A 25,189-nucleotide genomic window follows, 5' to 3' on the forward strand; every position below is an offset into this window, starting at 1 on the left:
GAGGCCATTCTATAGCGAGGCCTCGTGACTGCGCGGCCCAGCGGACCCATCCATCGCGGCTATCGAGGATAGCGCGCCTCTTCGGCGTGCCGGCAATAGCGAACGGTCGTTCTATTTTAAAAGAGAAAAAACCCGGACGCAAAGCCCGGGTTTTCGATCATCGCCTCTAATCGTCGCCGGGCGCGCCCTGTACATCGCGTTACCAGGCGGCGATGACCGCCCCGCCGAACTTCTGTTCGATGAACTGCTTCACTTCCGCGGAATGGTAGGCAGCGACCAGTTTCGCGACCCACGGCTTGCTCCGGTCGGCCTCGCGAATCGCGAGAACGTTCGCGTACGGGCCGTTCGGGCCCTCGATCGCGATCGCATCCTGCTTCGGTTTCAACCCCGCTTCCATCGCGTAGTTGGTGTTGATCGCGGCCGCATCGACGTCGGCGAGCGAGCGCGGAATCTGCGCCGCATCGAGCTCGACGATCCTCAGCTTGCGCGGATTGTCGACGATGTCGAGCGGCGTCGCCTTGAGGCCTGCGTCCGCGCGCAGCTTCAAGAGCCCCTGCTTCTGCAGCAACAGCAGCGCGCGGCCGCCGTTGGTCGGGTCGTTCGGCACCGCGATGCGCGCGCCAGGCTTGAGCTCGGCCAGGGACTTCACCCGCTTCGAATAGATGCCCATCGGGAACGTGACAGTCTCGGCGACCTTGATCAGCTTGTAGCCGCGATCCTTCACCTGCGCCTGCAGATACGGATCGTGCTGGTAGCTGTTCGCGTCCAGATCGCCCGACGCGAGCGCCGCGTTCGGCTGCACGTAATCGGAGAATTCGACCATTCGGATGTCGAGGCCGCTCTTGGCCGCGACCTTCTTCACCACGTCCATGATCTGCGCGTGCGGGCCGCCCGTCACGCCCACCTTGATGGTTTCGGCCTGCGCATGTGCGCTCGCGAACAGCGCGGCCGCGCCGAGTGCGGCCGCGAACTTCAGCATGAAGCGTCGTTGCATCGTCTCCCCCAAATGGTTGAATGTCGTTGTTACTTGTGGCTCAGCCGGCGCACGAGCCAGTCGCCGAACGATTGCACGATCTGCACGAACACGATCAGGATCGCGACGACCGTCCACATCACTTCCGGCAGATAGCGCTGATAGCCGTAGCGGATCCCCAGATCGCCGAGCCCGCCGCCGCCGATCGCGCCGGCCATCGCCGAATAGCCGACGAGCGACACGAACGTGATCGTCAGGCCCGCCACGATCCCCGGCAGCGATTCGGGCAGCAGCACCTTGAATACGATCTGCGACGTCGTCGCGCCCATCGACTGCGCGGCCTCGATCAGCCCACGGTCGACTTCGCGCAGCGCGGTCTCGGCCAGCCGCGCGACGAACGGCGCGGCCGCGAGCGTCAGCGGTACGACCGCCGCGGCCGTGCCGATCGACGACCCCGTGACGAGCCGCGTGAGCGGAATGACGGCAACGAGCAGGATGATGAACGGCGTCGAGCGCACCGCATTCACGATGCCGCCGAGCACGCGGTTCAAGCCGAGGTTCTGCAGCACGCCCTGGCGGTCGGTCAGATACAGCAGCACGCCGAGCGGCAGCCCGACGAGTGCGCCGACCGCTCCCGAGATGCCGACCATGATCAGCGTCTCCCAGAACGACTGCACGAACATATCGAACATCTCACTCAACATACGAAAGCTCCTCTACCACCACACCTTGCTCGCGCAGGAACGCGAGCGCCTGCCCGACCTTGCCCGGTTCGCCGCCCGCGAGCACCGCGAGCGACCCGAACGCCTGCCCCTGGATCTCGTCGATCTGGCCGTGCAGGATGTTGAAATCGAGTTCGTACCGGCGGATCGTCTCCGACAGGATCGGCTGATCGACACCCGAGCCGGTGAACGCCAGCCGCAGCAAATGCCCGCTGCCCGTCTTCAGCCGCTCGGCCACCCGTGCCTTCAGCGCCGGCGGCAGCTCCTGCGCGATCACGTCGCCGATCAGCGCGCGCGTCACTTCGTGATGCGGCTGCAGGAACACGTCGATCACGCGGCCTTCTTCCACCACCCGGCCGGCGTCGAGCACCGCCACGCGATCGCACACCTGCTTGATCACTTCCATCTGGTGGGTGATCAGCACGATCGTCAGGCCGAGTTCGCGGTTGATGCGCTTCAGCAGATCGAGGATCGAGCGCGTGGTCTCGGGGTCGAGCGCCGACGTCGCTTCGTCCGACAGCAGCACCTTCGGGTTGCTCGCGAGCGCGCGGGCGATGCCGACGCGCTGCTTCTGGCCGCCGCTGATCTGGGCCGGATAGCGGTCCTTCTGCGCGGACAGCCCGACGAGGTCGAGCAGCGGCAGCACGGCCGCCTCGATGTCGGCGCGGCTTGCACCCGCCAGCTCGAGCGGCAGCGCGACGTTGTCGAACACCGTGCGTGACGACAGCAGGTTGAAGTGCTGGAAGATCATGCCGATTTCGCGGCGCGCTTCGCGCAGCGCGCCAGCCGGCAGCAGCGTGAGATCGCGTCCGCCGACGACGACGTTGCCCTCGGTCGGCCGCGTGAGCAGGTTGATGGTGCGCACGAGCGTGCTCTTGCCGGCGCCACTTCGGCCGATGATGCCGAATACCTCGCCCTGCGGGATCGTCAGATTGACGTTGTGCAACGCGTCGACCCAGCCGGTCGGGCCGGGGAAACGTTGAGACAGATTGCGTAATTCGATCATGTAAACAAAACGGCGGCCGGCTGGCGAGGCCCGCCAGTCGGCCGCCGATGCATCTGGAATAGCCGGCGATTTTACCGCAAACGCCTCATTCCCCTTAATAATCGATTTCGATCTTTTCATAACCAGACGAAATTAGAGGGGCGCTGCTGCCCGCCTCTGGAATGCGGCGACTATGATCCGGAACACCAATGCCAACGAACAGGGGACCCGCCAGATGACCGCCATCACCACGCCGACCGCCGCACCCGTCACCGCGGCAGCGGAGCCGGCGTCGCCGCCCGCTCCGCGCACGGGCCGGCTGCGCACCGCCGACGGACTCGAATTGGCGTCGTACCGCTGGACGGCCGGCGACGGCACGGTGCCGCCGCGCGCGACGCTCGCGCTGGTGCACGGCCTCGCCGAGCATGCGGGCCGTTACGCGGCGCTTGCGGCCCGACTGAGCGCGGCCGACATCGACGTGCTGGCGATCGATCTGCGCGGGCACGGCCAGTCGCCCGGCAAACGCGCGTGGGTCGAGCGTTTCGACGATTACCTGAACGATGCGGATGCGCTCGTTGCTGAAGCCGCCCGCGGCGATACGCCGCTCTTCCTGATGGGGCACAGCATGGGCGGCGCCGTCGCGGCGCTGTATGCGATCGAACGCGTGCCCGCCCGCGGCCACGCGCTGCGCGGTCTCGTGCTGTCGAGCCCGGCGCTCGCGCCGGGGCGCGACGTGCCCCGCTGGATGCTCACGATGAGCCGCTTCATCAGCCGCGCATGGCCGACCTTCCCCGCAATCAGGATCGATGCGGCGCTGCTGTCGCGCGATCCGGCCGTCGTCGCGGCCAATCGTGCCGATCCGCTCGTGCACCATGGCGCGGTGCCGGCGCGCACCGGTGCCGAAATCCTCGACGCGATGGCGCGCATCGAGCGCGGTCGCGGTGCACTGCGCGTGCCCTTGCTGGTCTATCACGGCACCGAGGACAAGCTGACCGAGCCCGACGGAAGCCGCGCATTCGGCGCCCACGCCGGCTCGCCCGATCGCACGCTGACGCTATACGAAGGCGGGCTCCACGAGACGATGAACGATCTCGAGCGCGATCGTGTGATCGATGCGCTGATCGCGTGGATTCACGCGCGCGTGCCGGCGCGCTGAACGCGCGCTGCCGGTCAAATGCCGGCCAGCACGCGCAGGTGCGCGACGACGCTGCGGCCGAGCGCGGACAGGTTGTAGCCGCCCTCGAGACAGCTCACGATGCGGCCCTGCGCATGCCGGCGCGCGACGTCGACGACCTGCGCGGTCAGCCATTCGAAATCGGCCTCGACGAGACCGAGGTTGCCGATGTCGTCCTCGCGATGCGCATCGAAACCGGCCGACACGAACAGCATCTGCGGCTTGAACGCGTCGAGACGCGGCAGCCAGAACATGTCGACCGCTTCGCGGATCGCCATCCCGTTGCTGCGTGCCGGCATCGGCAGGTTGACCATGTTCGGCGCCTGATGATCGGCGCCCGAGAACGGGTACAGCGGATGCTGGAAGAAGCTGCACATCAGCACACGCTCGTCGTTCGCGAACGCGGCTTCGGTGCCGTTGCCGTGATGCACGTCGAAATCGATGATCGCGACGCGCTCGATACCGTGGACGTCGAGCGCATGCCGCGCGGCGATCGCCACGTTGTTGAAGAAGCAGAAGCCCATCGCGCGCGCGGGTTCCGCGTGATGGCCGGGCGGCCGCACGCTGCAGAAGGCATTCGCGTAGCGGCCTTCGATCACCGCGTCGGTCGCCGCGATCGCGGCGCCGGCCGCGCGCAATGCGGCACGCCACGTGTCGCGGTTCATCAGCGTGTCGGGATCGATCTCGACGTAGCCGTCGACGGGCGTCATGCTGCGGATGTAGTCGATATGGGCCTGCGTATGCACGCGGCCCAGCGCCACCTCGCTCGCGAACGGGGCGGTTTCGTGCACGATCAGGTCGTCGATGCGGCTCGCGATCAGCTGATCCTGGATCGCCGACAGTCGGGCCGGGCATTCCGGATGCCATTCCCCCATCTCGTGCAGCATGCAATCGGGGTGCGTATAGAAGGCGGTTGCCATAAGGTGTCATCCGCGACGCAAGGTGCGCCACGAGTCTCCATCAATGATGTCCATCGTCTGCCGCGAATTCGCCGCTAACTTACCACAACGGTGCGCTGCTTCGCCCCGGCACGCGGGATGCCTCGGGTATACTGCGCCGAACCCCATCGCCCTGTCCGCCCGCTTCGACATGAATTCCAGCAAGCCTGCCGCCCTTCTCTCCGCACTGTCGCGCGTTCGCGTTCCGCTCGTTGCCGCTGCCGTCGCCGCTGCGCTGGCCGCCGCGCCCGCCGTCGCGCAGACACAGCCTGCGAAGTCCTCCGGCACGCGCGTCGCGCAGGAGCAACCGCAGCAGCCGGCGCCGCAAGGCCAGACCTTCGAAGAGGAAATCGTTCCGCAGCGTTACGCGAACAATGCGAAGGTCGATGCGTTCATCGACGAGATGGTGAGCCGCAACGGCTTCGATTCCGCGAGCCTGCATGCGCTGTTCTCGCGCATCAGCTATTCGGCCACCGCCGTCAAGCTCGTGAAGCCGGCGCCGACGCCTTCGGTGAAGAACTGGAGCGTCTATCGTTCGCGCTTCATCGAGCCGATCCGCATCAACGCGGGCGTGAAATTCTGGAAGGCGAACCAGGCGACGCTGAAGCGCGCGTCCGAGGAATTCGGCGTGCCGCCCGAAGTAATCGTCGGCATCATCGGTGTCGAAACGATCTACGGCCGCTACATGGGCAACTTCCGGGTGCTCGATACGCTGACGACGCTCACGTTCGACTATCCGGACACGCCGAATCGCGACAGCCGCCAGGCAACGTTCCGCAAGAACCTCGAGGACTTCCTGGTCTGGACCCGCGACAACCAGCTCGACCCGACCACCGTGCTCGGCTCGTACACGGGCGCGATCGGCATCCCGCAGTTCCTGCCGAGCAGCATCCGCCAGTATGCGGTCGACTACGACGGCGGCCACGTCGATCTGCGCAGCAGTCCTGCCGATGCGATCGGCAGCGTCGCGAACTACCTGAAGCAGCATGGCTGGGAGACCGATCGCCCGGTGGTCTGGCGCATCACGCCCGACACGGGCAGCCTCGGCATCGCGCAGGCTGCCGCGGACGGTCAGCCCGAGCCGCACTGGGCGCTGTCGCAACTGCTGCGGGCCGGCATGACCCTCAACGAGCCGACGGTCAACATCACGACCGAAGCCGGCACGCCGGTCACCGTGGTCGACCTGCCGTCGCCGGGACGCGCGACCGAATACATGCTCGGCCTGAAGAATTTCTACGTGCTAACGCGCTACAACCGCAGCTTCTTCTATGCGCTCACCGTGTACCAGCTCGGCGAAGCCGTGAAGGCGCAGATGGAAGCGAGCGGCGCGCTGCCGCTGCCTGCCGCGGATACGGAGACGCCGGCGCAGTAAGCACGGCCCGCGCAAAGAAAAAACGCCGCTGATGCGGCGTTTTTTTATCGCTTGACGCTGCGGATGCCGATCGGCTCAGGCAGGAAATACCCCGGTCGACAGATAGCGGTCGCCGCGGTCGCAGACAATGAACACGATCGTCGCGTTCTCGACCTGGCGGGCGATGCGCATCGCGACTTCGCACGCGCCGCCCGACGAAATGCCGGCAAAGATGCCCTCGACGGCCGCGAGCCGGCGCGTCATCGTTTCCGACGCGGCCTGGCTCACGCTCTCGACGCGATCGACGCGGCTGCGATCGAAGATCGTCGGCATGTAGGCTTCCGGCCATTTGCGAATGCCCGGAATGCGCGACCCGTCTTCCGGCTGCGCGCCGACGATCTCGATCGCCGGATTCTGTTCCTTCAGATAGCGCGACGTGCCCATGATCGTGCCCGTCGTGCCCATCGCCGACACGAAGTGCGTGATGCGCCCTTCGGTGTCGCGCCAGATCTCCGGACCCGTTCCTTCGTAGTGCGCGACCGGATTGTCGGGGTTCCCGAACTGATCGAGGATCACGCCCTTGCCTTCGCGCTGCATCTGCTCCGCGAGGTCGCGCGCCAGTTCCATCCCGCCCTTTACCGGCGTCAGGATGATTTCGGCGCCGTAAGCAGCCATGCTCTGGCGGCGCTCGACCGACAGGTCCTCGGGCATGACCAGCACCATCTTGTAGCCCCGGATCGCCGCGGCCATCGCGAGCGCGATGCCCGTGTTGCCGCTCGTCGCCTCGATCAGCGTATCGCCCGGCTTGATGCGACCGCGCGCCTCGGCCTTGCTGATCATCGACAGCGCCGGACGATCCTTCACGGAACCCGCCGGATTGTTGCCTTCCAGCTTTGCGAGCACCACGTTGTTGCGTGCGCGAATCTCGTCGTCCGGCAGGCGGACCAGTTGCACGAGCGGCGTGTTGCCGATCGTGTCTTCGATAGTTTTGTAAGCCATGGAGATACCGTGAGTGCGAGGCCGATCAATCAATCGATTGTAAACCAGCGCGGGGGCGCGCGCCGGCAACCCCATCGCGACGATGGAACAGGTCTGCCGCACGCGGCATGACGCATGACGCAAAAAACCCGCGGCATGCCGCGGGAAGCCGTCGCAAGACGGCGACTGAAGGAGCCTTTCGTATGGTGTGCGTTACTTCTGCGCGGTGCGGGCGGGCGCCGCGGCAGGTTTCGCCGCGGCGGGCTTGCCCGCGGCCGGGGCCGGGGCCATCGCCACCGAACCGGCCGCGCCGATCGTCAACCCTTCCTGCTGAAGGCGTTCGACCGTATGGCCGCCCATGCCTTTCACGCGCGACGCGAGATCTTCTGCATTCCTGAACGGGCCGTGTGCGCCGCGCTCATCGAGAATCGCCTTTGCCCGCGCGGGACCGATGCCCTTGATGCCGACGAGTGCATCCTCGTTCGCGGTGTTGACGTCGACGGCCGCCCATGCCGATGCGATCGCGCCGAGCATCGCGACCGCGGCAAACCATTTTTTGATCATGTGCTGGATCTCCGATGAAAACGATCGGCGACTGCCGACCGTGAGACCCAGTCTAGCGATGCAGCGCGTGCGTTTAAACCTGGCCGGACAGCCAACGCACGTAGCGGTCGACACCTTCCTGCACCGTCAGGAACGGCGCATCGTAGCCGGCACCACGCAGCTTCGTCTGGTCCGCCTGCGTGAAGCACTGGTACTTGCCGCGCAGCGCGTCGGGGAACGCCACGTATTCGATCAGCCCTTGCTCGACCTGCTGCGCGAGCGTCAGCGGCGGCAGGTTGTCGAGCGCGCGCAACGTGTTCACGACCGTCGATGCGACGTCGTTGAACGGTTGTGCACGGCCGGTGCCGAGGTTGAAGATGCCCGACTTCTCCGGATGATCGAAGAAGAACAGGTTCACTTTCGCGACGTCCTCGACCGACACGAAGTCGCGCGTCTGCTCGCCCGGCGCATAACCGTTGTACTCGCCGAACAGCTTGACCTTGCCTTCCGCGCGGAACTGGTTGAAGTTGTGGAACGCGACCGATGCCATGCGGCCCTTGTGCGTCTCGCGCGGGCCGTACACGTTGAAGTAGCGGAACCCGGCGATCTGGCTCTTCGCGCCCGGCAGCACGCGGCGGATTACCTGGTCGAACAGGAACTTCGAATAGCCGTAGACGTTCAGCGGCGCCTCGACCTCGCGCTCCTCGACGAACCGCGTCGAGCCGCCGTAGGTCGCGGCCGACGACGCGTAAAGGAACTGCGCGCCCTGCGCGAGGCACGCATCGAGCACCGCGCGGCTGTAGCGGAAGTTGTTGTCCATCATGTAGCGGCCGTCGGTTTCCATCGTGTCCGAACAGGCGCCTTCGTGGAACACCGCGCGTACCTTGCCGAAATCGCCGCGCGTGAAGCGCTCGACGAATTCCGTCTTGTCGAGATAGTCGTCGATCTCGCAATCGACGAGGTTGCGGAACTTGTCCGCGCGCGTCAGATTGTCGACCGCGATGATGCGCGACTCGCCGCGCTCGTTAAGCGCCTTGACGATGTTCGCACCGATAAAACCGGCTGCGCCGGTGACGATGATGGTCATGACCGTTCTGCCTGAAAAATTACGAGACATCCGTGCGGCGCGCCGCCGAATGCGCTCAGTGAAACAGTTCGTCGTAGTCTACCGTGGCAGTACCGAGCTTGCCGACCACGATGCCTGCCGCGCGGTTCGCGAGCACGACGGCATCGACGAGCGGCACGCCGGCACCGAGCATCGTCGCGACCGTCGCGATCACGGTATCGCCCGCGCCGGACACGTCATACACCTCGCGCGCAAGCGCCGGCGCATGCAGTTCGCCGGTTGCGGAAAAAAGCGTCATCCCCTCTTCCGAACGCGTGAGCAGCAGCGCGTCGAGATCGAGATCCGCACGCAGCCTGGCGACACGCGCGCGCAGGTCGTCTTCCGATTGCCACTGACCGACGACTTCGCGCAACTCGGCGCGGTTCGGCGTAATCAGCGATGCGCCGCGATAGCGCGCCCAGTCGCCGCCCTTCGGATCGACGAGCACCGGCTTGCCGGCCGCGCGGGCCTTGTCGATCATCGTCGTCACGTGCGTCAGGCCGCCTTTCGCGTAATCCGACATCAGCACGACGTCGTGCTGCGGCAGCAGTACATCGAAACGCGCGAGCCCCGCGAGCAGCACCTCGTGCTTCGGCATCGCCTCGAAATCGACCCGCAACAATTGCTGCTGACGCGCGAGCACGCGCAGCTTGATCGTCGTCGGCAGCGACGCATCACGCTCGAGATGAGGCGTCACGCCGCTGCTGTCGAGCAACTCGACAATCCGCTCGCCCGGTTCGTCGCAGCCGACCACGCACAGCAGCCCGGCCTGACCGCCGAGCGTCACGGCGTTGCGCGCGACGTTGGCCGCGCCGCCCAGGCGCTCCTCCTGACGCTGCACAAGCACGACGGGAACCGGCGCTTCCGGCGAAATGCGGTCGACGTGGCCGAACCAGTAGCGGTCGAGCATCACGTCCCCGACGACGAGCACGCGCGAACCCGCGAGCTGCGCACGCGGTACCGGCACCACTTCTCGAAGGGTAGTCATCGTGCGTTCATCCACGGGAGAGGGACTGGGGAGCGACATGCGGACGCCCGATCGCATGGTAGTCGATGCCAAGTTCGGCCATCGCGTCCGGCTCGTACAGGTTGCGCCCGTCGAAGATCACCGGCGCCTTCAGCTCGGCCTTCAGGCGCGCGAAATCCGGGCTCCTGAATTCCTTCCACTCGGTGACGATCACGAGCGCATCCGCGGCGGTCACGGCTGCGTCCTGGGTATCGACGAAATGGAGGCGTGCAAGTGCGTCGGCAGCCTCGCCAAGATCGAGCGCGAACACACGGCGCGCTTCCTCGATCGCGACCGGATCGTACGCGCGCACGGTCGCGCCACGCTCGAGCAGCGCGGCGATCAGCCTGCGGCTCGGCGCCTCGCGCATGTCGTCGGTATTCGGCTTGAACGCGAGGCCCCAGACCGCGAATTCGCGGCCGGTCAGGTCCGCGCCGAAGCGCTGCTCGATCTTGCCGATCAGCACATCCTTCTGCGCGGAGTTGGCGGCTTCGACGGCCTCCAGGATGCGCAGCGGCTGGCCGTTTTCGCCCGCGGTGCGGATCAGGGCCTGCACGTCCTTCGGGAAGCACGAGCCGCCGTAACCGACGCCCGCGTACAGGAAGTGATAGCCGATGCGCGGATCCGAGCCGATCCCGCGGCGCACGGCTTCGATGTCGGCGCCGACTTTGTCGGCGAGATTCGACATCTCGTTCATGAACGAGATGCGCGTCGCGAGCATCGCATTCGCCGCATACTTGGCGAATTCCGCCGAACGCACGTCCATGTAGATCGTGCGCTCGTGATTGCGGTTGAACGGCGCATACAGCTTCTTCATCTTCTCGCGCGCCACGGTGCCCGTCTCGTCGTCGTCGACGCCGATGATGATTCGGTCCGGGCGCATGAAGTCCTCGACTGCCGCGCCTTCCTTCAGGAATTCCGGATTCGATACAACCGAGAACCGGTGCGCGACGCTGCCCGCGAGCCCGCGGGCGCCGAGCGCCTCGTCGACCACCGCACGCACGCGCTGCGCGGTGCCGACCGGCACCGTCGACTTGTCGACGATCACCTTGAAACCCGTCATGTGACGGCCGATGTTGCGCGCGGCCTCGAGCACGTATTGCAGGTCGGCCGACCCGTCCTCGTCGGGCGGCGTGCCGACCGCGATGAACTGGATCTCGCCGTGCGCGACGCTCGCCGCGATGTCGGTCGAGAAGCGCAGGCGTCCCGCCGCGCGGTTGCGCGCAATGATGTCCAGCAGGCCCGGTTCGTGAATCGGCATCCCGCCATTGTTCAGGATATCGATCTTGCGCGGATCGACATCCAGGCAAAAGACGTCGTGGCCGATCTCGGCGAGACAGGAGCCCGTGACAAGACCGACATAGCCGGTGCCGATGATGGTGATTTTCATAGATGTTCCGGTACGTCCCGGTAATTGACTAACTTGGCCGCCGGGCCGGACCCGGCGGCAACCGCAGCGCGTCGGCGCCGCACGCCGGGATCAGCCCGGCATCGCAGGTTCGACGCGGCGCGGCGCATAGGTTTCCCAGCCGCTGCATCCGGGGCACTGCCAGTAGAAAAGCCGTGCCCGGAAACCGCAATTCTGGCACGTATAGCGTGGCAGATTTTTGGTGCGCTGCTTGATCAGCGCGCGCATCATTTCAAGTTCCTTACGGCGCGGCTCGTCGGCGGCCGCGATCTGCGCGTCGAGCAGGTGCAGCATGCCGGACAGGTTCGGCGACTTCTCCATCTGCGTGCGTGCGAGCGTATGCGCGGCCTCCTGGCCGCGCAACCCGGCGATGTGCTGATATGCGATTTCGAGCAGGTCGTTCGACGGATAACGCTCGACATAGCCCATCAGCAGCTCGGCGCCGTCGACCGGCTTCTCGAGCGCGACATAGGCCTTCATCAGCTTGTCGGCGACGAGCGGCAGATAAGCCGGGTTCTGCGCTTCGACGCGCTTCCAGTGCTCGATTGCGGCCGCGTGATCCCCCGCCGCCGCCGCGGCATCGCCTGACAATATCGTCGCGCGCACGTTCTGGGGGTTCGCGGCGAGCGCGAGCTTCAGTTGTTCGGCCGCTGCCGCGGCGTTCTTGCGCTGAAGCGCGTCCTGCGCGAGTTCGCAGTGGAACTGCGCGATTTCGGTAGCGAGCGGCTTGTCGCTCATCGACTCGATACGCTTCGCGGTATCGATCGACTTGTTCCAGTCCTTCTCGATCTCGTAGATCGTCAGCAGTGCCCGCTGCGCACCCAACGCGTAGTCGCCGTCGGCGAGGCGGTGGAAGGCCTCTTCGGCACGATCGAGCAGGCCGGCTTTCAGAAAATCCTGACCGAGTTCATACAGCGCGTGGTCGCGCTCGTTCACCGGCAGGTCCGTGCGACTCAGCAGATTCTGGTGCACGCGGATCGCCCGGTCCGTTTCACCGCGGCGGCGAAACAGGTTGCCGAGCGCGAAGTGCAGTTCGACCGTCTCGGGGTCGAGCTTCGCGACCTCGATGAACGCGTCGATCGCCTTGTCCGGTTGTTCGTTCAACAGAAAGTTCAGGCCGCGGAAATACGATCGCGGCAGGTTGGCGCTCTCCGACAGGAGGTTCTTCAGGTCATAGCGTGACGCCGCCCAGCCGAGCGCGAACGCCACCGGAATTGCGAGCAACCACCAGAAATCCAGATCCATGCGAAATATCGAAGCAGAGACGAAAACCGCGCGAGAGTCGCGCGGCGTCCGGTATTAAATGACGGGCGGCATCGGCGGCTGATCGACGACGACCGGGGTTTCGCGCGCCGCGCGCAAGTCGCGCTTCAGGCGCCCGTTCTCGAGGCGCAGACGGAAGATCGCCGGCAGCGCGGACAGCAGGCCGGCCAGCAGCCCCACGACGAAGAACGCGAGGCCGATCAGGATCAGCGGCGCTTGCCATGCGTAGCCGGCAAGGAAATTCAGCGTCGCGGTTTGCGTATTGGCCAGTGCGAGCACCAGCAGCAGCACGAACACCAATACCCGGATCAGCCAGACGATAAACTTCATGTAGCCCTCTCTTTGTTGAGGTTTGCCGTGACGCGCGACTCCCCTTCGCGACGCCGAATCGACCCGTATTGTAAAGGAAGCGTTTCCGCGTCACCGCACATCCTGCGGATGCGCGTTGCCACGCGGCCGCCGAAAACGAAAAAAGCGCCCGCTAGGGGCGCTTTTTCTTCAGCCTTTGCCGGACAGATTCCGGGCAAGCCGAACGACGCTCAACGCTCGTCGTCCGGATCATCAGCTTTCAGTGGCTCGCCGGCGCGGCCGTCGACGCGTTCGCGCAATTCCTTGCCGGGCTTGAAGTGAGGCACGAACTTCTCGGGCACCTGCACTTTCTCCCCCGACTTCGGGTTGCGTCCGACGCGCGCCGGGCGACGGTTGAGGCCGAAGCTGCCGAAACCCCGAATTTCGATGCGATGCCCTTTCGACAGGGCGTCGGACATCGCATCGAGCATCGTTTTCACCGCGAAATCCGCATCCTTGAGGACAAGTTGCGGAAATCGCAGTGCCAGCTGCGCGACCAACTCGGATTTGGTCATACTTCAGCAGACCTCGTGAGGCTTACTGGTTCTGGCCGTCGAGCTTCGCCTTCAGCAGCGCGCCGAGGTTGGTCGTACCGGTCGCGGCAGCGCTCGAATCGGACTGCAGGCCGCGGATCGCTTCCTGTTGTTCAGCCGAATCCTTCGCCTTGATCGACAGGTTGATGCCACGCGACTTGCGATCGATGTTGATCACCATCGCGTTGACCTTGTCGCCTTCCTTCAGCACGTTGCGTGCGTCTTCGACGCGATCCTGCGAGATTTCCGATGCGCGCAGGTAGCCTTCGATGTCGCCCGTCAGCGTAATGACAGCGCCCTTCGCATCGACCGACTTCACCACACCGTCGACGAGCGAGCCCTTGTCGTTCATTGCAACGTAGTTGCTGAACGGGTCGCCTTCGAGCTGCTTGATGCCGAGCGAAATACGCTCCTTCTCGACGTCGATGCCCAGCACGATTGCTTCGACTTCGTCGCCCTTCTTGTACTTGCGAACGGCTTCTTCGCCGGCTTCGCTCCACGACAGGTCCGACAGGTGGACCAGGCCGTCGATGCCGCCCGGCAGACCGATGAACACGCCGAAGTCGGTGATCGACTTGATTGCGCCCGTGATCTTGTCGCCCTTCTTGAAGTTGCGGCTGAAGTCATCCCACGGATTCGGCTTGCACTGCTTCATGCCGAGGCTGATACGACGACGGTCTTCGTCGATCTCGAGGACCATGACTTCGACTTCGTCGCCCAGCTGGACAACCTTCGACGGAGCAACGTTCTTGTTGGTCCAGTCCATTTCCGACACGTGGACAAGGCCTTCGATGCCCGATTCCACTTCGACGAATGCGCCGTAGTCGGTGATGTTCGTGACCTTGCCGAACAGGCGCGTGCCCGACGGGTAACGGCGCGAGATGCCTTCCCACGGATCGTCGCCCAGTTGCTTGATGCCCAGCGAGACGCGGTTCTTCTCTTGGTCGAACTTGAGGATCTTCGCGGTGACTTCCTGGCCAACCGACAGGACTTCGCTCGGGTGACGCACACGACGCCATGCGATGTCGGTGATGTGCAGCAGGCCGTCGATGCCGCCGAGGTCGACGAACGCGCCGTAGTCGGTGATGTTCTTGACCACGCCGTTGACGATCGCGCCTTCCTTCAGCGTCTCGAGCAGCTTCGCGCGCTCTTCGCCCTGCGTCGCTTCGATCACGGCACGACGCGACAGCACGACGTTGTTACGCTTGCGATCGAGCTTGATCACGCGGAACTCGAGCGTCTTGCCTTCGTACGGGGTCGTGTCCTTGACCGGACGCGTGTCGACCAGCGAACCCGGCAGGAACGCGCGGATGCCGTTGACCATCACAGTCATGCCGCCCTTCACCTTGCCGGTGATCGTGCCGGTGACGAGTTCGTTGTTGTCGAGGGCCTTTTCCAGCGACAGCCACGATGCAAGGCGCTTCGCCTTGTCGCGCGACAGGATCGTGTCGCCGTAGCCGTTTTCGAGTGCGTCGATCGCGACGGACACGAAATCGCCCGACTGCACCTCAACCTCGCCCTGATCGTTCAGGAATTCCTCGATCGGAATGTAAGCCTCGGACTTCAGGCCTGCATTGACGACCACGAAGTTGTGGTCGACGCGCACGACTTCGGCGGAAATCACTTCGCCGGCGCGCATGTCTTGACGGGTCAGCGACTCTTCGAACAGAGCCGCAAAGGATTCGGTATTCGGGGTGGAGGTTTGCAGGTCGGACATAAAAATCTGATTGTGCATGGATCGCTGTGCCACGCCGGCCGAAATGGCAGGCTGAAAGGGCCAGATCGAAATCCACACGGGGTTAAGGGTTCGAAACACGCTTCGCACTCGAGCGCGAAGCACCTACAACCACCCGCCTTCTCAGGCGGGCTGGCCAAGCGCCCGGTACCACTGCAGCACCTGGTCGACGGCTTCATCGACCGAAAGCGCCGACGTATCGAGCAGCTCGGCATCTGCCGCGGGCTTCAGCGGCGCCGCTGCGCGATTGCTGTCGCGCGCGTCACGTTCACGAAGATCCCGGAGCAAGTCATCTATATTAGCAGAAAAACCTTTTTGCATCAATTGCTTATGCCGTCTGGTCGCGCGTGCCTCGGCGCTGGCCGTCAGGAACACCTTCAGCACGGCGTCCGGGAAGATCACGGTGCCCATGTCGCGCCCGTCGGCGACGAGGCCCGGCGTCTTGCGGAACGCGCGCTGGCGCGCGACGAGCGCGGAGCGCACCGGGCCATGCACGGCAATCGCCGACGCGCGGTTGCCGACCGCTTCGGCGCGGATGTCGTTCGACACGTCGACGCCGTCGAGCTGCGCGCAGCCCTCGCGGAACGTGATGTGAAGATCGTCGATCAGCTTCACGAGCGCATCGATGTCTTCCGCCGCGATGCCGTAGCGCACGCTCGCGAGCGCCGCGAGACGGTACAGCGCGCCGCTGTCGAGCAAGTGGAAGCCGAGATGCGCGGCGACGAGCGCCGCGACGGTCCCCTTGCCGGAAGCAGTCGGGCCGTCGATCGTGATGACGGGGGTCGGGTGAAAGGGTCGGGTGGATTTCATCGGGTGAGTCGGGTCAGGCTTTGGCGAGCGCGGCGAAGCGGTCGAAATAGTCGGGGAACGTCTTGCCGACGCACTTCGGATCGTTGATCCGCACGGGCACGCCGCCCAGGCTGACGAGCGAGAAGCACATCGCCATGCGGTGATCGTCGTACGTGTCGATTGCGGCATTCGGCGTGAGCCGTTGCGGCGGCGTGACGACCAGATAGTCGGCACCTTCCTCGACGATCGCGCCGACCTTGCGCAGCTCGGTCGCCATCGCCGCGATGCGGTCGGTTTCCTTCACGCGCCAGCTCGCGATGTTGCGCAGCGTGCTCGTGCCGCTCGCGAACAGCGCCGCGACCGCGATGGTCATCGCCGCGTCGGGAATCAGGTTGAAGTCCATGTCGATCGGATCGAGCTTGCCGTGGTCGTGGCCGATGCCGCGCACCTCGATCCAGTCGTCGCCCATCGACACGTTCGCCCCCATCTGCATCAGCGCATTCGCGAAGCCGACGTCGCCCTGGATGCTCGCGCGCCCCACGCCCTCGACGCGCAGCGGACCGCCGCCGAGCGCGCCGGCCGCGAGGAAATACGATGCCGACGACGCATCGCCCTCGACCATGATGCGCCCCGGCGACCGGTAGCGGACGCCGGCCGGCACGACGAAGCGCTGCCAGCCGTCGCGCTCGACGGTCACGCCGAAGCGCTCCATCAGCCGGATCGTGATGTCGATGTACGGCTTCGAGATCAGCTCGCCGTCGATTTCGACGACCGTCCTGCCATCCTTCGCCTTCACAAGCGGCAGCGTCATCAGCAGCGCGGTGAGGAACTGGCTCGACACGTCGCCGCGCACGCGGATCGGCGCGTCGACCGCGATCGCAGCGGGCTTGATCCGCAGCGGCGGAAAGCCTTCGTTCTGCTCGTAGTCGATTTGCGCGCCAATCTGGCGCAGGCCGTCGACGAGGTCGCCGATCGGCCGCTCGTGCATGCGCGGCACGCCGTGCACGCGATAGTCGCCGCCGTTGATCGCGAGCGCCGCCGTCAACGGTCGCACCGCCGTGCCCGCGTTGCCGAGGAACAGGTCGGCAGTCTTCGCGGTGAACGCGCCGCGCGTGCCGGTGACGACACAGGTGTCGCCGTCGCGCGCGAGCTTCACGCCGAGCTTGCCGAGCGCATCGAGCATCACGCGCGTGTCGTCGGAATCCAGCAGATTGGTGATCGTCGTGTCGCCTTCGGCAAGCGCCGCGAGCAGCAGCACGCGGTTCGAGATGCTCTTCGAGCCGGGCAGGCGCACGGTGCCCGAAGCGCTGGAATACGGGCCGAGATCGAGATAGTCCATGGGAATCGTCCTTGTTATTTCTTGACCGGTTCGGCAGCGGGCTGCGCACCGCGCTCCTGCCATGCCTTGCGTGCGGCGCGCGAGCGCGTGAACACGGCTTCGAGTGCCGCGCCGTCACCGGCGTCGATCGCAGCACGCAGCCGTGCGAGCACGCGCGTGTAGCCGTCGAGCTCGTCGAGCAGCGCCGCGCGATTCGCGACGCACACGTCGCGCCACATTTCCGGACTCGACGCCGCGATCCGCGTGAAGTCGCGGAAGCCGCCCGCCGCGTACGAGAATTTCAGTTCGGCATCCACCTCGCCGAGAATCTGCTCGACGAGCGCGAACGACAGCACGTGCGGCAGATGACTGATCGACGCGAACACGCGATCGTGTTGCTCGGTACTCATCGTGCGCACGTCGGCGCCGGTCGCCCGCCACATCGCGTCGATCCGCGCGACCGATGCGGGCGCGTTCTCCGGCAGCGGGCACAGCACGACGTTGCGGCCGACGTACAGATCGGGCAGCGCGGCTTCGACGCCGCTCGACTCGCGCCCGGCGATCGGATGCCCCGGCACGAACTGCGCAATCCGCGCACCGAGCGCCGCGCGCGCGGCCGCGACGACATCGGACTTGGTGCTGCCCGCGTCGGTGACGATCGTCGCGGCGTCGAGCCACGGCGCGATGCGCGCGAGCAACGGGCCCGTTTGCGCGACGGGGGCGGCCAGCAGCACCAGATCGGCGCCAGCGAGTGCGTCGCGCAGTTGCGCGTCGTCATCGAGCGCCGCCGCGCGGTCGATCACGCCGAGTGCCAGCGCGCGTTCGACCGACGCACGCGAACGGCCGACGCCGACGACTTCACCCGCGCCGCCGGGCGCGTGCTCGCGCAGTGCGCGCGCCAGCGATCCGCCGATCAGGCCGACGCCGAAAATGACCAGTTTGTTGAATGCAAAGCCTGACACGACAAGAGCCAAGTGACGCGCGCGGAACGACGCCCCGCGCATGGAAGTCCAGATCCCGGGCAACGGGCCCGCACCCGGCGCGCCCTGCACCGGATACTGCCCGAGCCCGCCTTCGGCAGTGCCGCCCGGCCTGCCCTGCCCGCTGCACTGCACCGCCCGTGCGGTGCAGGTGACGGGCCGCCGCGCGTCAGCGCGCGCGCGGATACGAACCGAGTATCTTCAGGAACGCGGCCTTCTGGCCGAGCTCCGCGAGCGCGGCGGCCACCGCCGCCTCGTCCCGGTGCCCTTCGATGTCGATGTAGAAGTAATACTCCCACGTGCCGACGCGCGCCGGACGCGACTCGAAGCGCGTCATCGACACACCGTGCCGCGCGAGCGGTTCGAGCAGCTTGAACACGGCGCCTGGCTCGTTCTTCACCGACACGATCAGCGACGTCTGGTCATGACCGCTCTGCCCGGCCGGCTCCTTGCCGACGATCACGAAGCGCGTGCGGTTGTGCGGATCGTCCTGGATCAGCGAGAACGCGATCTGCAACCCGTAGTGCGCGGCCGCGCGATCGCCCGCGATTGCCGCGACGCTCGGATCGGCCGCTGCGAGACGCGCGGCCTCCGCGTTGCTCGACACTGCTTGCCGCTCGAGCTGCGGCGCGTTCGCGGCAAGCCATTGCTGGCATTGCGCGAGCGCCTGCGCATGTGCGCAGACGCGCGTCACGCCGTCGAGCGTGCCGCTCTGCGTGAGCAGGTTGTGATGGATCGGCAGCGCGAGCTCGCCGCTGATCAGCAACTGAGTTTGCAGCAGCAGGTCGAGCGTGCGCGACACCGCGCCTTCGGTCGAATTCTCGACGGGCGCGATGCCGAATGCGGACGCGCCGGCCTCGACCGAGCGGAACACCTCGTCGATCGACGGACACGGCAGCCCTTCAATCGATTGGCCGAAATACTCGAACATCGCCTGTTCGCTGTACGTGCCGACCGGCCCGAGGAATGCGACGTGGATCGTCTGCTCGAGCGCGCGGCTCGCGGCCATGATCTCGCGCCAGATGGCGCTGATGTGCTCGCCCGCGAGCGGCCCCGCGCTCATGTCCTGCAGGCGTGCGATCACCTGCAGCTCGCGCTCCGGCCGAAACACCGGCGCGTTGAAATGCTTCTTGACCTCACCTACCTCGAGCGCCACCGCGGCGCGCTGGTTGAGGAGCGCGATCAGCTGCGCGTCGATCGCATCGATGCGGTCGCGCAGCGGTTTCAGGCGGGAATTCAGTTCGTCGTCCATGCGTAGTTGCCGTGCTGTTTGAACAGCGTCGCGCTCAGGCGCCGCGCTGTTCGAAGTCCTTCATGTACTCGACGAGCGCCTTCACGCCCTCGAGCGGCACCGCGTTGTAGATCGACGCCCGCATGCCGCCGACGGACTTGTGGCCCTTCAGCTGCAGCAGCCCGCGCGCCTTTGCGCCGGCAAGGAAGTCTTCATTGCGCGTTTCGTCGGCCAGGAAAAAGGGCACGTTCATTCGCGAACGCACCGTGGGCTCGACCTTGTTCAGGTAGAAGCCGCTCGCATCGATCGTGTCGTAGAGCAGCTTCGCCTTCTCGATATTGCGGGCCTCGATTGCCTCGAGGCCACCCTGCCGCTTCAGCCACTGGAACACGAGGCCCGCGATGTAGATCGCATAGGTGGGCGGCGTGTTGTACAGCGAGTTGTTCGTGGCGACGGTCTTCCATTCGAATGCGGACGGGCAGATCGACAGTGCGCGATCGAGCAGATCCTCGCGAACGATCACGACCGTCACGCCGGCCATCCCGATGTTCTTCTGCGCGCCGCCGAACAGCACGCCGTACTTCGCGACGTCCATCGGGCGCGACAGGATGTGCGACGACACATCCGCGACGAGCGGCACGTCGCCGAGGTCGGGGATCTCGAATGTCTCGACGCCGTCGATCGTCTCGTTCGTGCACAGATGCACGTACGCCGGATCGTCCGACAATTGCCACTCGGCGCGGGCGGGCGCGCGCGTGAAACCGTCCGCCGTCTTGCCCGATGCGGCCAGATGCGGCGTGCCGTATTTCTTCGCTTCGTTGAACGATTTCTGCGACCACGAGCCCGTCACGACGAAGTCGGCGGTCTTGCGCGAACCGAGCAGGTTCATCGGCACGATCGCGTTCTCGGCAATTCCGCCGCCCTGCAGGAACAGGATGCGGTGGCTGGCCGGTACATCGAGCAGCTCGCGCAGGTCGGCCAGCGCCGCCTCGTGGATCGACATGAATTCCTTGCCGCGATGGCTCATCTCCATCACGCTCATGCCGCTGCCGTGCCAGTCGAGCATTTCGTCGGCGGCCTGCCGCAGCACTTCCTCGGGCAGCGCCGCAGGACCGGCGGAGAAATTAAAGACGCGCATCGTGAAAACCTCGGGAGGGACGCGACCGGCTTGTCGCCGGCAGTAAGAACCGCGCCAGAAAAGGAATGGCCGCTTGCGCTCGCGCGCAAACGGCCATTATCGCACTGTCATCAGGCTCCCGCCAAACCCGGCCGAACGGCCGGACGGCGTGCCCGGACGGCTTACTTGCCCGGCTTGACTGCCGCGACTTCCTTGTCAGCCTGCGCGCGCGTCGCCTGGATCGCTTGCGGCATGTACTTCTGCATCAGGCCGTTGACCACGTCGCGACCGACCTGATCCTGAACCTGGATGAACTTGCGGCCCGTCGGGCTCTTGTAGAACGTCGTCAGATCCTTGATCTCCGACGTGCTGTAGTACTTCGCGTAGGCGTCGTACTGAGCCGACATCGCGTCGCTCTGGAACTGCTGCGTGCCGAACACCTTGCCTGCGCCGTCAACCAGCTTCGGCACCGCGTTCTTCTGCAGCGACGGCACGGCCGCCTGCTTCTGCTTGTCGTTCAGCGACTTGTTTTCCGACAGCGCGTCCGACAGGATCGCCGGCACGAGCTGCTTTGCCTGCATCTCGGCGCTGTTGCCGATAGCCGACACGAGCTTCGGCGCGTCGATCGCGTCGAGCAGATCCTTGATCGCAGCCTTCTTGTCGGCGTCGATCGGCGCAGCTGCCGCGGTCGCAGCCGGTGCGGAATTCGACAGCGCTTGCGCCATCGCGAACGTCGGCACCAGTGCAGCCAGCAGAACCAGTTGCTTGAATTGCTTTTGCATCATCACTCCCTTTTGGAAATATGAATGGTTGCTCGCCGACCGCGGCGCGTGGCGTGGCGCCCGCGGCGGCTCGAGTCTCATCCGTTATTCAGGCTTCGCCGTCCGACGCCTCGTCGGCCTCGCCTTCGCCCTCTTCGGCTTCCGCGACCTGCTGCAGGCCGGAGAGCTTGGTACCCTCATCGAGACTGATGAGTGTAACACCTTGCGTAGCGCGCCCCATCTCGCGTATCTCGGAAACGCGGGTACGAATCAACACGCCGGCGGTCGTGATCAGCATGATCTGATCCTCGGCGTCGACGAGCGTCGCGGCCACGACCTTGCCGTTGCGCTCGGACGTCTGGATCGCGATCATCCCCTTCGTGCCGCGGCCGTGACGCGTGTACTCGGCGATCGGCGTGCGCTTGCCGTAGCCGTTCTCGGTCGCGGTGAGCACGGTCTGCTCCTCGCTGCCGGCGACCAGCAGCGCGATGACCTGCTGCCCGTCCTCGAGCTGCATGCCGCGCACGCCGCGCGCCTCGCGACCCATCGGGCGCACGTCGTTCTCGTCGAAGCGCACGGCCTTACCGGAGTCGGAGAACAGCATCACGTCGTGCGCGCCGTCGGTGATCGACGCACCGATCAGGTAGTCGCCCTCGTCGAGGCCGACCGCGATGATGCCCTTCTTCATCGGGCGGCTGAATGCCTCGAGCGGCGTCTTCTTCACGGTGCCGAGCGACGTCGCCATGAACACGAACTTGTCGGCCGAAAATTCCTTGACGGGCAGCACGACGTTGATCTTCTCGCCGTCCTGCAGCGGGAACATGTTCACGATCGGGCGGCCGCGCGAGTTGCGCGAGCCCTGCGGCACTTCATAGACCTTGACCCAGTACACGCGGCCGCGGTTCGAGAAGCACAGGATGTAATCGTGCGTGTTCGCGATGAACAGCGTCTCGATCCAGTCGTCTTCCTTCATCTGCGTCGCCTGCTTGCCGCGACCGCCGCGCTTCTGCGCGCGATACTCGGACAGCGGCTGCGACTTCACGTAGCCCGCGTGCGACATCGTGACGACCATGTCCTGCGGCGTGATCAGGTCTTCCGTATTCAGCTCGGTCGCGTTCAGCTCGATCCGCGAGCGGCGTGCGTCGCCGAATTCGGCCTTCACCGACGTCAGCTCGTCGCCGATCATCGTCGTGATCCGCTCGGGGCGCGCGAGGATGTCCAGCAGGTCGGCGATCTGTGCCATCACTTCGCGGTACTCGCCGATGATCTTGTCCTGCTCGAGACCGGTCAGGCGTTGCAGACGCATCTGCAGGATTTCCTGCGCCTGCGTGTCGGACAGACGGTACAGCCCGTCGGTCTGCATCCCGAACGCGGGGTTCAGGCCTTCCGGACGATACGCGGAGCGGCCGCCCGCCGACGCGTTCTCGGTCTCGGCGCGCGTGAGCATGTCGCGCACGAGCGACGAATCCCACGGCTTCGCCATCAGTTCCTGCTTCGCGATCGGCGGCGTCGGCGCGGCCTTGATGATCGCGATGAACTCGTCGATGTTCGCGAGCGCGACCGCGAGACCTTCGAGCACGTGGCCGCGTTCGCGGGCCTTGCGCAGTTCGTAGATCGTGCGGCGCGTCAGCACTTCGCGTCGGTGCGACAGGAAGCACTGCAGGATTTCCTTCAGGTTCAGCAGCTTCGGCTGGCCGTCGACCAGCGCGACCATGTTCATGCCGAACGTGTCCTGCAGCTGCGTCGCCTTGTACAGGTTGTTCAGCACGACTTCCGGCACTTCGCCGCGCTTGAGCTCGATCACGACGCGCATGCCGCTCTTGTCGGACTCGTCGCGGATGTCGGAGATGCCCTCGAGCTTCTTCTCATTGACGAGCTCGGCGATCCGCTCGAGCAGCGAGCGCTTGTTCACCTGGTACGGCAACTCGTCGACGATGATCGCCATCCGCTGGCCGCGGTCGATCTCCTCGAAGTGCGTGGTGGCGCGCATCACGACGCGGCCGCGGCCGGTGCGATAGCCGTCGCGCACGCCGGCGACGCCGTAGATGATGCCGGCCGTCGGGAAGTCCGGGGCCGGGATGATCTCGATCAGCTCGTCGATCGTCGCTTCGGCGTTATTCAGCAGGTGCTGACAAGCGTCGACGACTTCGTTCAGGTTGTGCGGCGGGATGTTGGTCGCCATGCCGACCGCGATACCCGACGAGCCGTTGATCAGCAGGTTCGGAATGCGCGACGGCAGGACCGCCGGCTGCATTTCGTTGCCGTCGTAGTTCGGCTCGAAGTCGACCGTTTCCTTGTCGATGTCGGCAAGCAGCTCGTGACCGATCTTCGCCATGCGAATTTCGGTGTAACGCATCGCCGCGGCATTGTCGCCGTCGATCGAGCCGAAGTTGCCCTGCCCGTCGATCAGCATGTAGCGCAGCGAGAAGTCCTGCGCCATCCGCACGATCGTGTCGTACACCGCGGTATCGCCGTGCGGGTGATACTTACCGATCACGTCACCGACGATACGCGCCGATTTCTTGTACGCGCGGTTCCAGTCGTTGTTCAGTTCGTGCATCGCGAACAGTACGCGCCGGTGCACGGGCTTCAGGCCATCGCGGACATCCGGAAGGGCACGTCCGACGATCACGCTCATCGCGTAATCGAGATACGAACGGCGCATTTCCTCCTCTAGGGAGGTGGGCAGGGTCTCTTTGGCGAATTGATCCATGTATCCGTATCGTTTCGGAGCGAAGACGGCGACCGCCTTTCGCGTGGGCGCTGCATGCGCAACGCAACGCGAGATTCTAACATGCGCCCATCAGCCGCCAGTTCGCTACCCCCTCTATATGTAAACAGCAGGAAACGTTGCCATGGGCGGGCCGCCCCGCACCACCCCTGATCACGCCCCTTCACTGCGCTAGGGGGCCACACGAATCTGCGTCACGCACGCGCGTAAATAAACATAAGCAGCTTTTCGCGCAATTTCGCCGACACGCTCTTGACAATCCCTAAAAGTTACGGCAGGTCGGTGTTGCGCATGCGCCACAAACGTTGAGGCGATCTTGGGGTGGGGAGGATTTTTTTTCGTAGGAAGGGAACGATATGGCAAAATGCCAACGCACTGAAAGTTAGACGCTGCTCGAAGTCTACACAGAGCGGTGCCCACGTTTTTTGTGCCGCACCAATGTTATACTTCGAGCAATGTATGACTTGTCACCGTCAACAGGCTCGCAGTAAACCTGCGGTAATCTCAATTTCGAGAGGAGAAATATGAATAAACTTTCAAAGCTCGCGTTCATTGCAGCTACCGCAGTTATGGCTGCATCCGCTTCGGCACAGTCGGTGCCGGCGTCGCGTCAAGCCGTCAACGACAACTGGGTGAACGGCACGGGCGAATGGGTGTGGATGAACGGCACGAACGAGCTCTGCTGGCGTGACGCGTTCTGGACGCCGGCCACCGCCAACGCAAAGTGCGATGGCGCACTGGTCGCCCAGGCACCGCAGCCGCCGGTCGCTCCGGTCGCTCCGGCCATCACGAGCCAGAAGATCACGTACCAAGCCGACGCACTGTTCGACTTCGACAAGGCAACGCTCAAGCCGCTGGGCAAGCAAAAGCTGGACGAACTGGCTTCGAAGATCCAGGGCATGAACACGGAAGTGGTCGTCGCAACGGGCTACACGGACCGCATCGGTTCGGACAAGTACAACGACCGTCTGTCGCTGCGCCGTGCGCAAGCAGTCAAGTCGTACCTGGTCAGCAAGGGTGTCCCGGCCAACAAGATCTACACGGAAGGCAAGGGCAAGCGCAATCCGGTCACGACGGGCTGCAACCAGAAGAACCGCAAGCAACTGATCGCCTGCCTCGCACCGGATCGCCGCGTGGAAGTGGAAGTGGTCGGTACGCAAGAAGTCCAGAAGACGACCGTTCCGGCGCAGTAAGCCACGG

At 65.2% G+C, this 25,189-nt stretch carries 23 protein-coding genes; 3 read left to right on the forward strand and 20 right to left on the reverse strand.

Annotated features, from left to right (window positions below):
* Positions 1-199: 199 nt before the first annotated feature.
* Genes SB786_RS26205 through SB786_RS26215 form a run of 3 tightly spaced genes read right to left on the reverse strand, consistent with a single transcriptional unit; the run spans position 200 to position 2,701 of the window.
* Entirely contained in the window at positions 200-994 is a 795-nt protein-coding gene (locus tag SB786_RS26205; RefSeq protein WP_410730020.1) for a MetQ/NlpA family ABC transporter substrate-binding protein, read from the reverse strand.
* 29 nt (positions 995-1,023) lie between these two features.
* Positions 1,024-1,677 (reverse strand): methionine ABC transporter permease, encoded by a 654-nt coding sequence (locus SB786_RS26210; RefSeq protein WP_006756804.1) that lies wholly within the window; start codon positions 1,675-1,677, stop codon positions 1,024-1,026.
* A complete protein-coding gene (locus SB786_RS26215; RefSeq protein ID WP_410730021.1) occupies positions 1,667-2,701 on the reverse strand; it encodes a methionine ABC transporter ATP-binding protein in 1,035 nt (344 codons plus the stop codon). Before SB786_RS26215 ends, SB786_RS26210 begins: the two co-directional genes overlap by 11 nt.
* A gap of 214 nt (positions 2,702-2,915) precedes the next feature.
* Between SB786_RS26215 and SB786_RS26220 the strand changes: the two genes are divergently transcribed.
* Positions 2,916-3,836 carry an alpha/beta hydrolase gene (locus SB786_RS26220; RefSeq protein ID WP_410730022.1) on the forward strand — a complete coding sequence of 307 codons (921 nt, stop codon included), beginning with the start codon at positions 2,916-2,918 and terminating at the stop codon, positions 3,834-3,836.
* A gap of 14 nt (positions 3,837-3,850) precedes the next feature.
* Here SB786_RS26220 and SB786_RS26225 read toward each other — a convergent pair whose 3' ends face one another.
* The gene (locus tag SB786_RS26225; protein WP_006750743.1) at positions 3,851-4,774 is read right to left on the reverse strand and encodes a histone deacetylase family protein; all 924 of its coding nucleotides are present in this window, start codon (positions 4,772-4,774) and stop codon (positions 3,851-3,853) included.
* Between the two features lie 43 nt (positions 4,775-4,817).
* Between SB786_RS26225 and mltB the strand changes: the two genes are divergently transcribed.
* Entirely contained in the window at positions 4,818-6,164 is a 1,347-nt protein-coding gene (gene mltB / locus SB786_RS26230) for a lytic murein transglycosylase B (RefSeq protein ID WP_410730023.1), read from the forward strand.
* Between the two features lie 75 nt (positions 6,165-6,239).
* On the opposite strand, the gene cysM is transcribed toward mltB, so the two are convergent.
* The 16 genes from cysM to gyrA all read right to left on the reverse strand — a co-directional run bounded on the left by cysM (position 6,240) and on the right by gyrA (position 23,971).
* Positions 6,240-7,142 (reverse strand): cysteine synthase CysM, encoded by a 903-nt coding sequence (gene cysM / locus SB786_RS26235; protein WP_410730024.1) that lies wholly within the window; start codon positions 7,140-7,142, stop codon positions 6,240-6,242.
* A gap of 192 nt (positions 7,143-7,334) precedes the next feature.
* On the reverse strand, positions 7,335-7,685 hold the full coding sequence (locus SB786_RS26240; RefSeq protein ID WP_410730025.1) for a ComEA family DNA-binding protein: 351 nt from the start codon (positions 7,683-7,685) through the stop codon (positions 7,335-7,337).
* Positions 7,686-7,758: 73 nt separating this feature from the next.
* The gene (rfaD, locus tag SB786_RS26245) at positions 7,759-8,751 is read right to left on the reverse strand and encodes an ADP-glyceromanno-heptose 6-epimerase (RefSeq protein ID WP_006756798.1); all 993 of its coding nucleotides are present in this window, start codon (positions 8,749-8,751) and stop codon (positions 7,759-7,761) included.
* A gap of 55 nt (positions 8,752-8,806) precedes the next feature.
* Entirely contained in the window at positions 8,807-9,757 is a 951-nt protein-coding gene (gene rfaE1, locus SB786_RS26250; RefSeq protein ID WP_410730026.1) for a D-glycero-beta-D-manno-heptose-7-phosphate kinase, read from the reverse strand.
* A gap of 7 nt (positions 9,758-9,764) precedes the next feature.
* Entirely contained in the window at positions 9,765-11,165 is a 1,401-nt protein-coding gene (locus tag SB786_RS26255) for a UDP-glucose dehydrogenase family protein (RefSeq protein ID WP_410730027.1), read from the reverse strand.
* Between the two features lie 90 nt (positions 11,166-11,255).
* Positions 11,256-12,428: a lipopolysaccharide assembly protein LapB gene (gene lapB, locus SB786_RS26260; RefSeq protein WP_410730028.1), complete on the reverse strand. Its 1,173-nt coding sequence runs from the start codon at positions 12,426-12,428 to the stop codon at positions 11,256-11,258.
* Between the two features lie 54 nt (positions 12,429-12,482).
* Positions 12,483-12,776, reverse strand: coding sequence for a lipopolysaccharide assembly protein LapA domain-containing protein (locus SB786_RS26265; RefSeq protein ID WP_006756794.1), 294 nt, complete (start codon positions 12,774-12,776; stop codon positions 12,483-12,485).
* 209 nt (positions 12,777-12,985) lie between these two features.
* Positions 12,986-13,309, reverse strand: coding sequence for an integration host factor subunit beta (locus tag SB786_RS26270; RefSeq protein ID WP_006750752.1), 324 nt, complete (start codon positions 13,307-13,309; stop codon positions 12,986-12,988).
* Positions 13,310-13,331: 22 nt separating this feature from the next.
* Positions 13,332-15,044 (reverse strand): 30S ribosomal protein S1, encoded by a 1,713-nt coding sequence (gene rpsA, locus SB786_RS26275; RefSeq protein ID WP_410730029.1) that lies wholly within the window; start codon positions 15,042-15,044, stop codon positions 13,332-13,334.
* A 141-nt stretch (positions 15,045-15,185) separates the two neighbouring features.
* A complete protein-coding gene (cmk, locus tag SB786_RS26280) occupies positions 15,186-15,872 on the reverse strand; it encodes a (d)CMP kinase (RefSeq protein ID WP_006756792.1) in 687 nt (228 codons plus the stop codon).
* Positions 15,873-15,885: 13 nt separating this feature from the next.
* Positions 15,886-17,190: a 3-phosphoshikimate 1-carboxyvinyltransferase gene (gene aroA / locus SB786_RS26285; protein ID WP_410730030.1), complete on the reverse strand. Its 1,305-nt coding sequence runs from the start codon at positions 17,188-17,190 to the stop codon at positions 15,886-15,888.
* A gap of 14 nt (positions 17,191-17,204) precedes the next feature.
* The gene (locus SB786_RS26290; RefSeq protein ID WP_410730031.1) at positions 17,205-18,131 is read right to left on the reverse strand and encodes a prephenate dehydrogenase/arogenate dehydrogenase family protein; all 927 of its coding nucleotides are present in this window, start codon (positions 18,129-18,131) and stop codon (positions 17,205-17,207) included.
* A 187-nt stretch (positions 18,132-18,318) separates the two neighbouring features.
* Positions 18,319-19,401, reverse strand: a complete 1,083-nt coding sequence (pheA, locus tag SB786_RS26295; RefSeq protein ID WP_006756789.1) for a prephenate dehydratase — start codon at positions 19,399-19,401, stop codon at positions 18,319-18,321.
* A 34-nt stretch (positions 19,402-19,435) separates the two neighbouring features.
* Positions 19,436-20,518 carry a 3-phosphoserine/phosphohydroxythreonine transaminase gene (gene serC, locus SB786_RS26300; protein ID WP_006756788.1) on the reverse strand — a complete coding sequence of 361 codons (1,083 nt, stop codon included), beginning with the start codon at positions 20,516-20,518 and terminating at the stop codon, positions 19,436-19,438.
* 161 nt (positions 20,519-20,679) lie between these two features.
* Entirely contained in the window at positions 20,680-21,279 is a 600-nt protein-coding gene (locus SB786_RS26305; RefSeq protein WP_006750759.1) for a DUF2059 domain-containing protein, read from the reverse strand.
* Positions 21,280-21,367: 88 nt separating this feature from the next.
* Entirely contained in the window at positions 21,368-23,971 is a 2,604-nt protein-coding gene (gene gyrA, locus SB786_RS26310) for a DNA gyrase subunit A (RefSeq protein ID WP_410730032.1), read from the reverse strand.
* Positions 23,972-24,513: 542 nt separating this feature from the next.
* Between gyrA and ompA the strand changes: the two genes are divergently transcribed.
* Positions 24,514-25,182, forward strand: coding sequence for an outer membrane protein OmpA (gene ompA, locus SB786_RS26315; protein WP_006400736.1), 669 nt, complete (start codon positions 24,514-24,516; stop codon positions 25,180-25,182).
* Positions 25,183-25,189: the final 7 nt, after the last annotated feature.

The sequence above is a fragment of the Burkholderia sp. SIMBA_062 genome (genome assembly GCF_046534765.1).
Taxonomy (GTDB): Bacteria; Pseudomonadota; Gammaproteobacteria; order Burkholderiales; family Burkholderiaceae; genus Burkholderia; species Burkholderia ambifaria.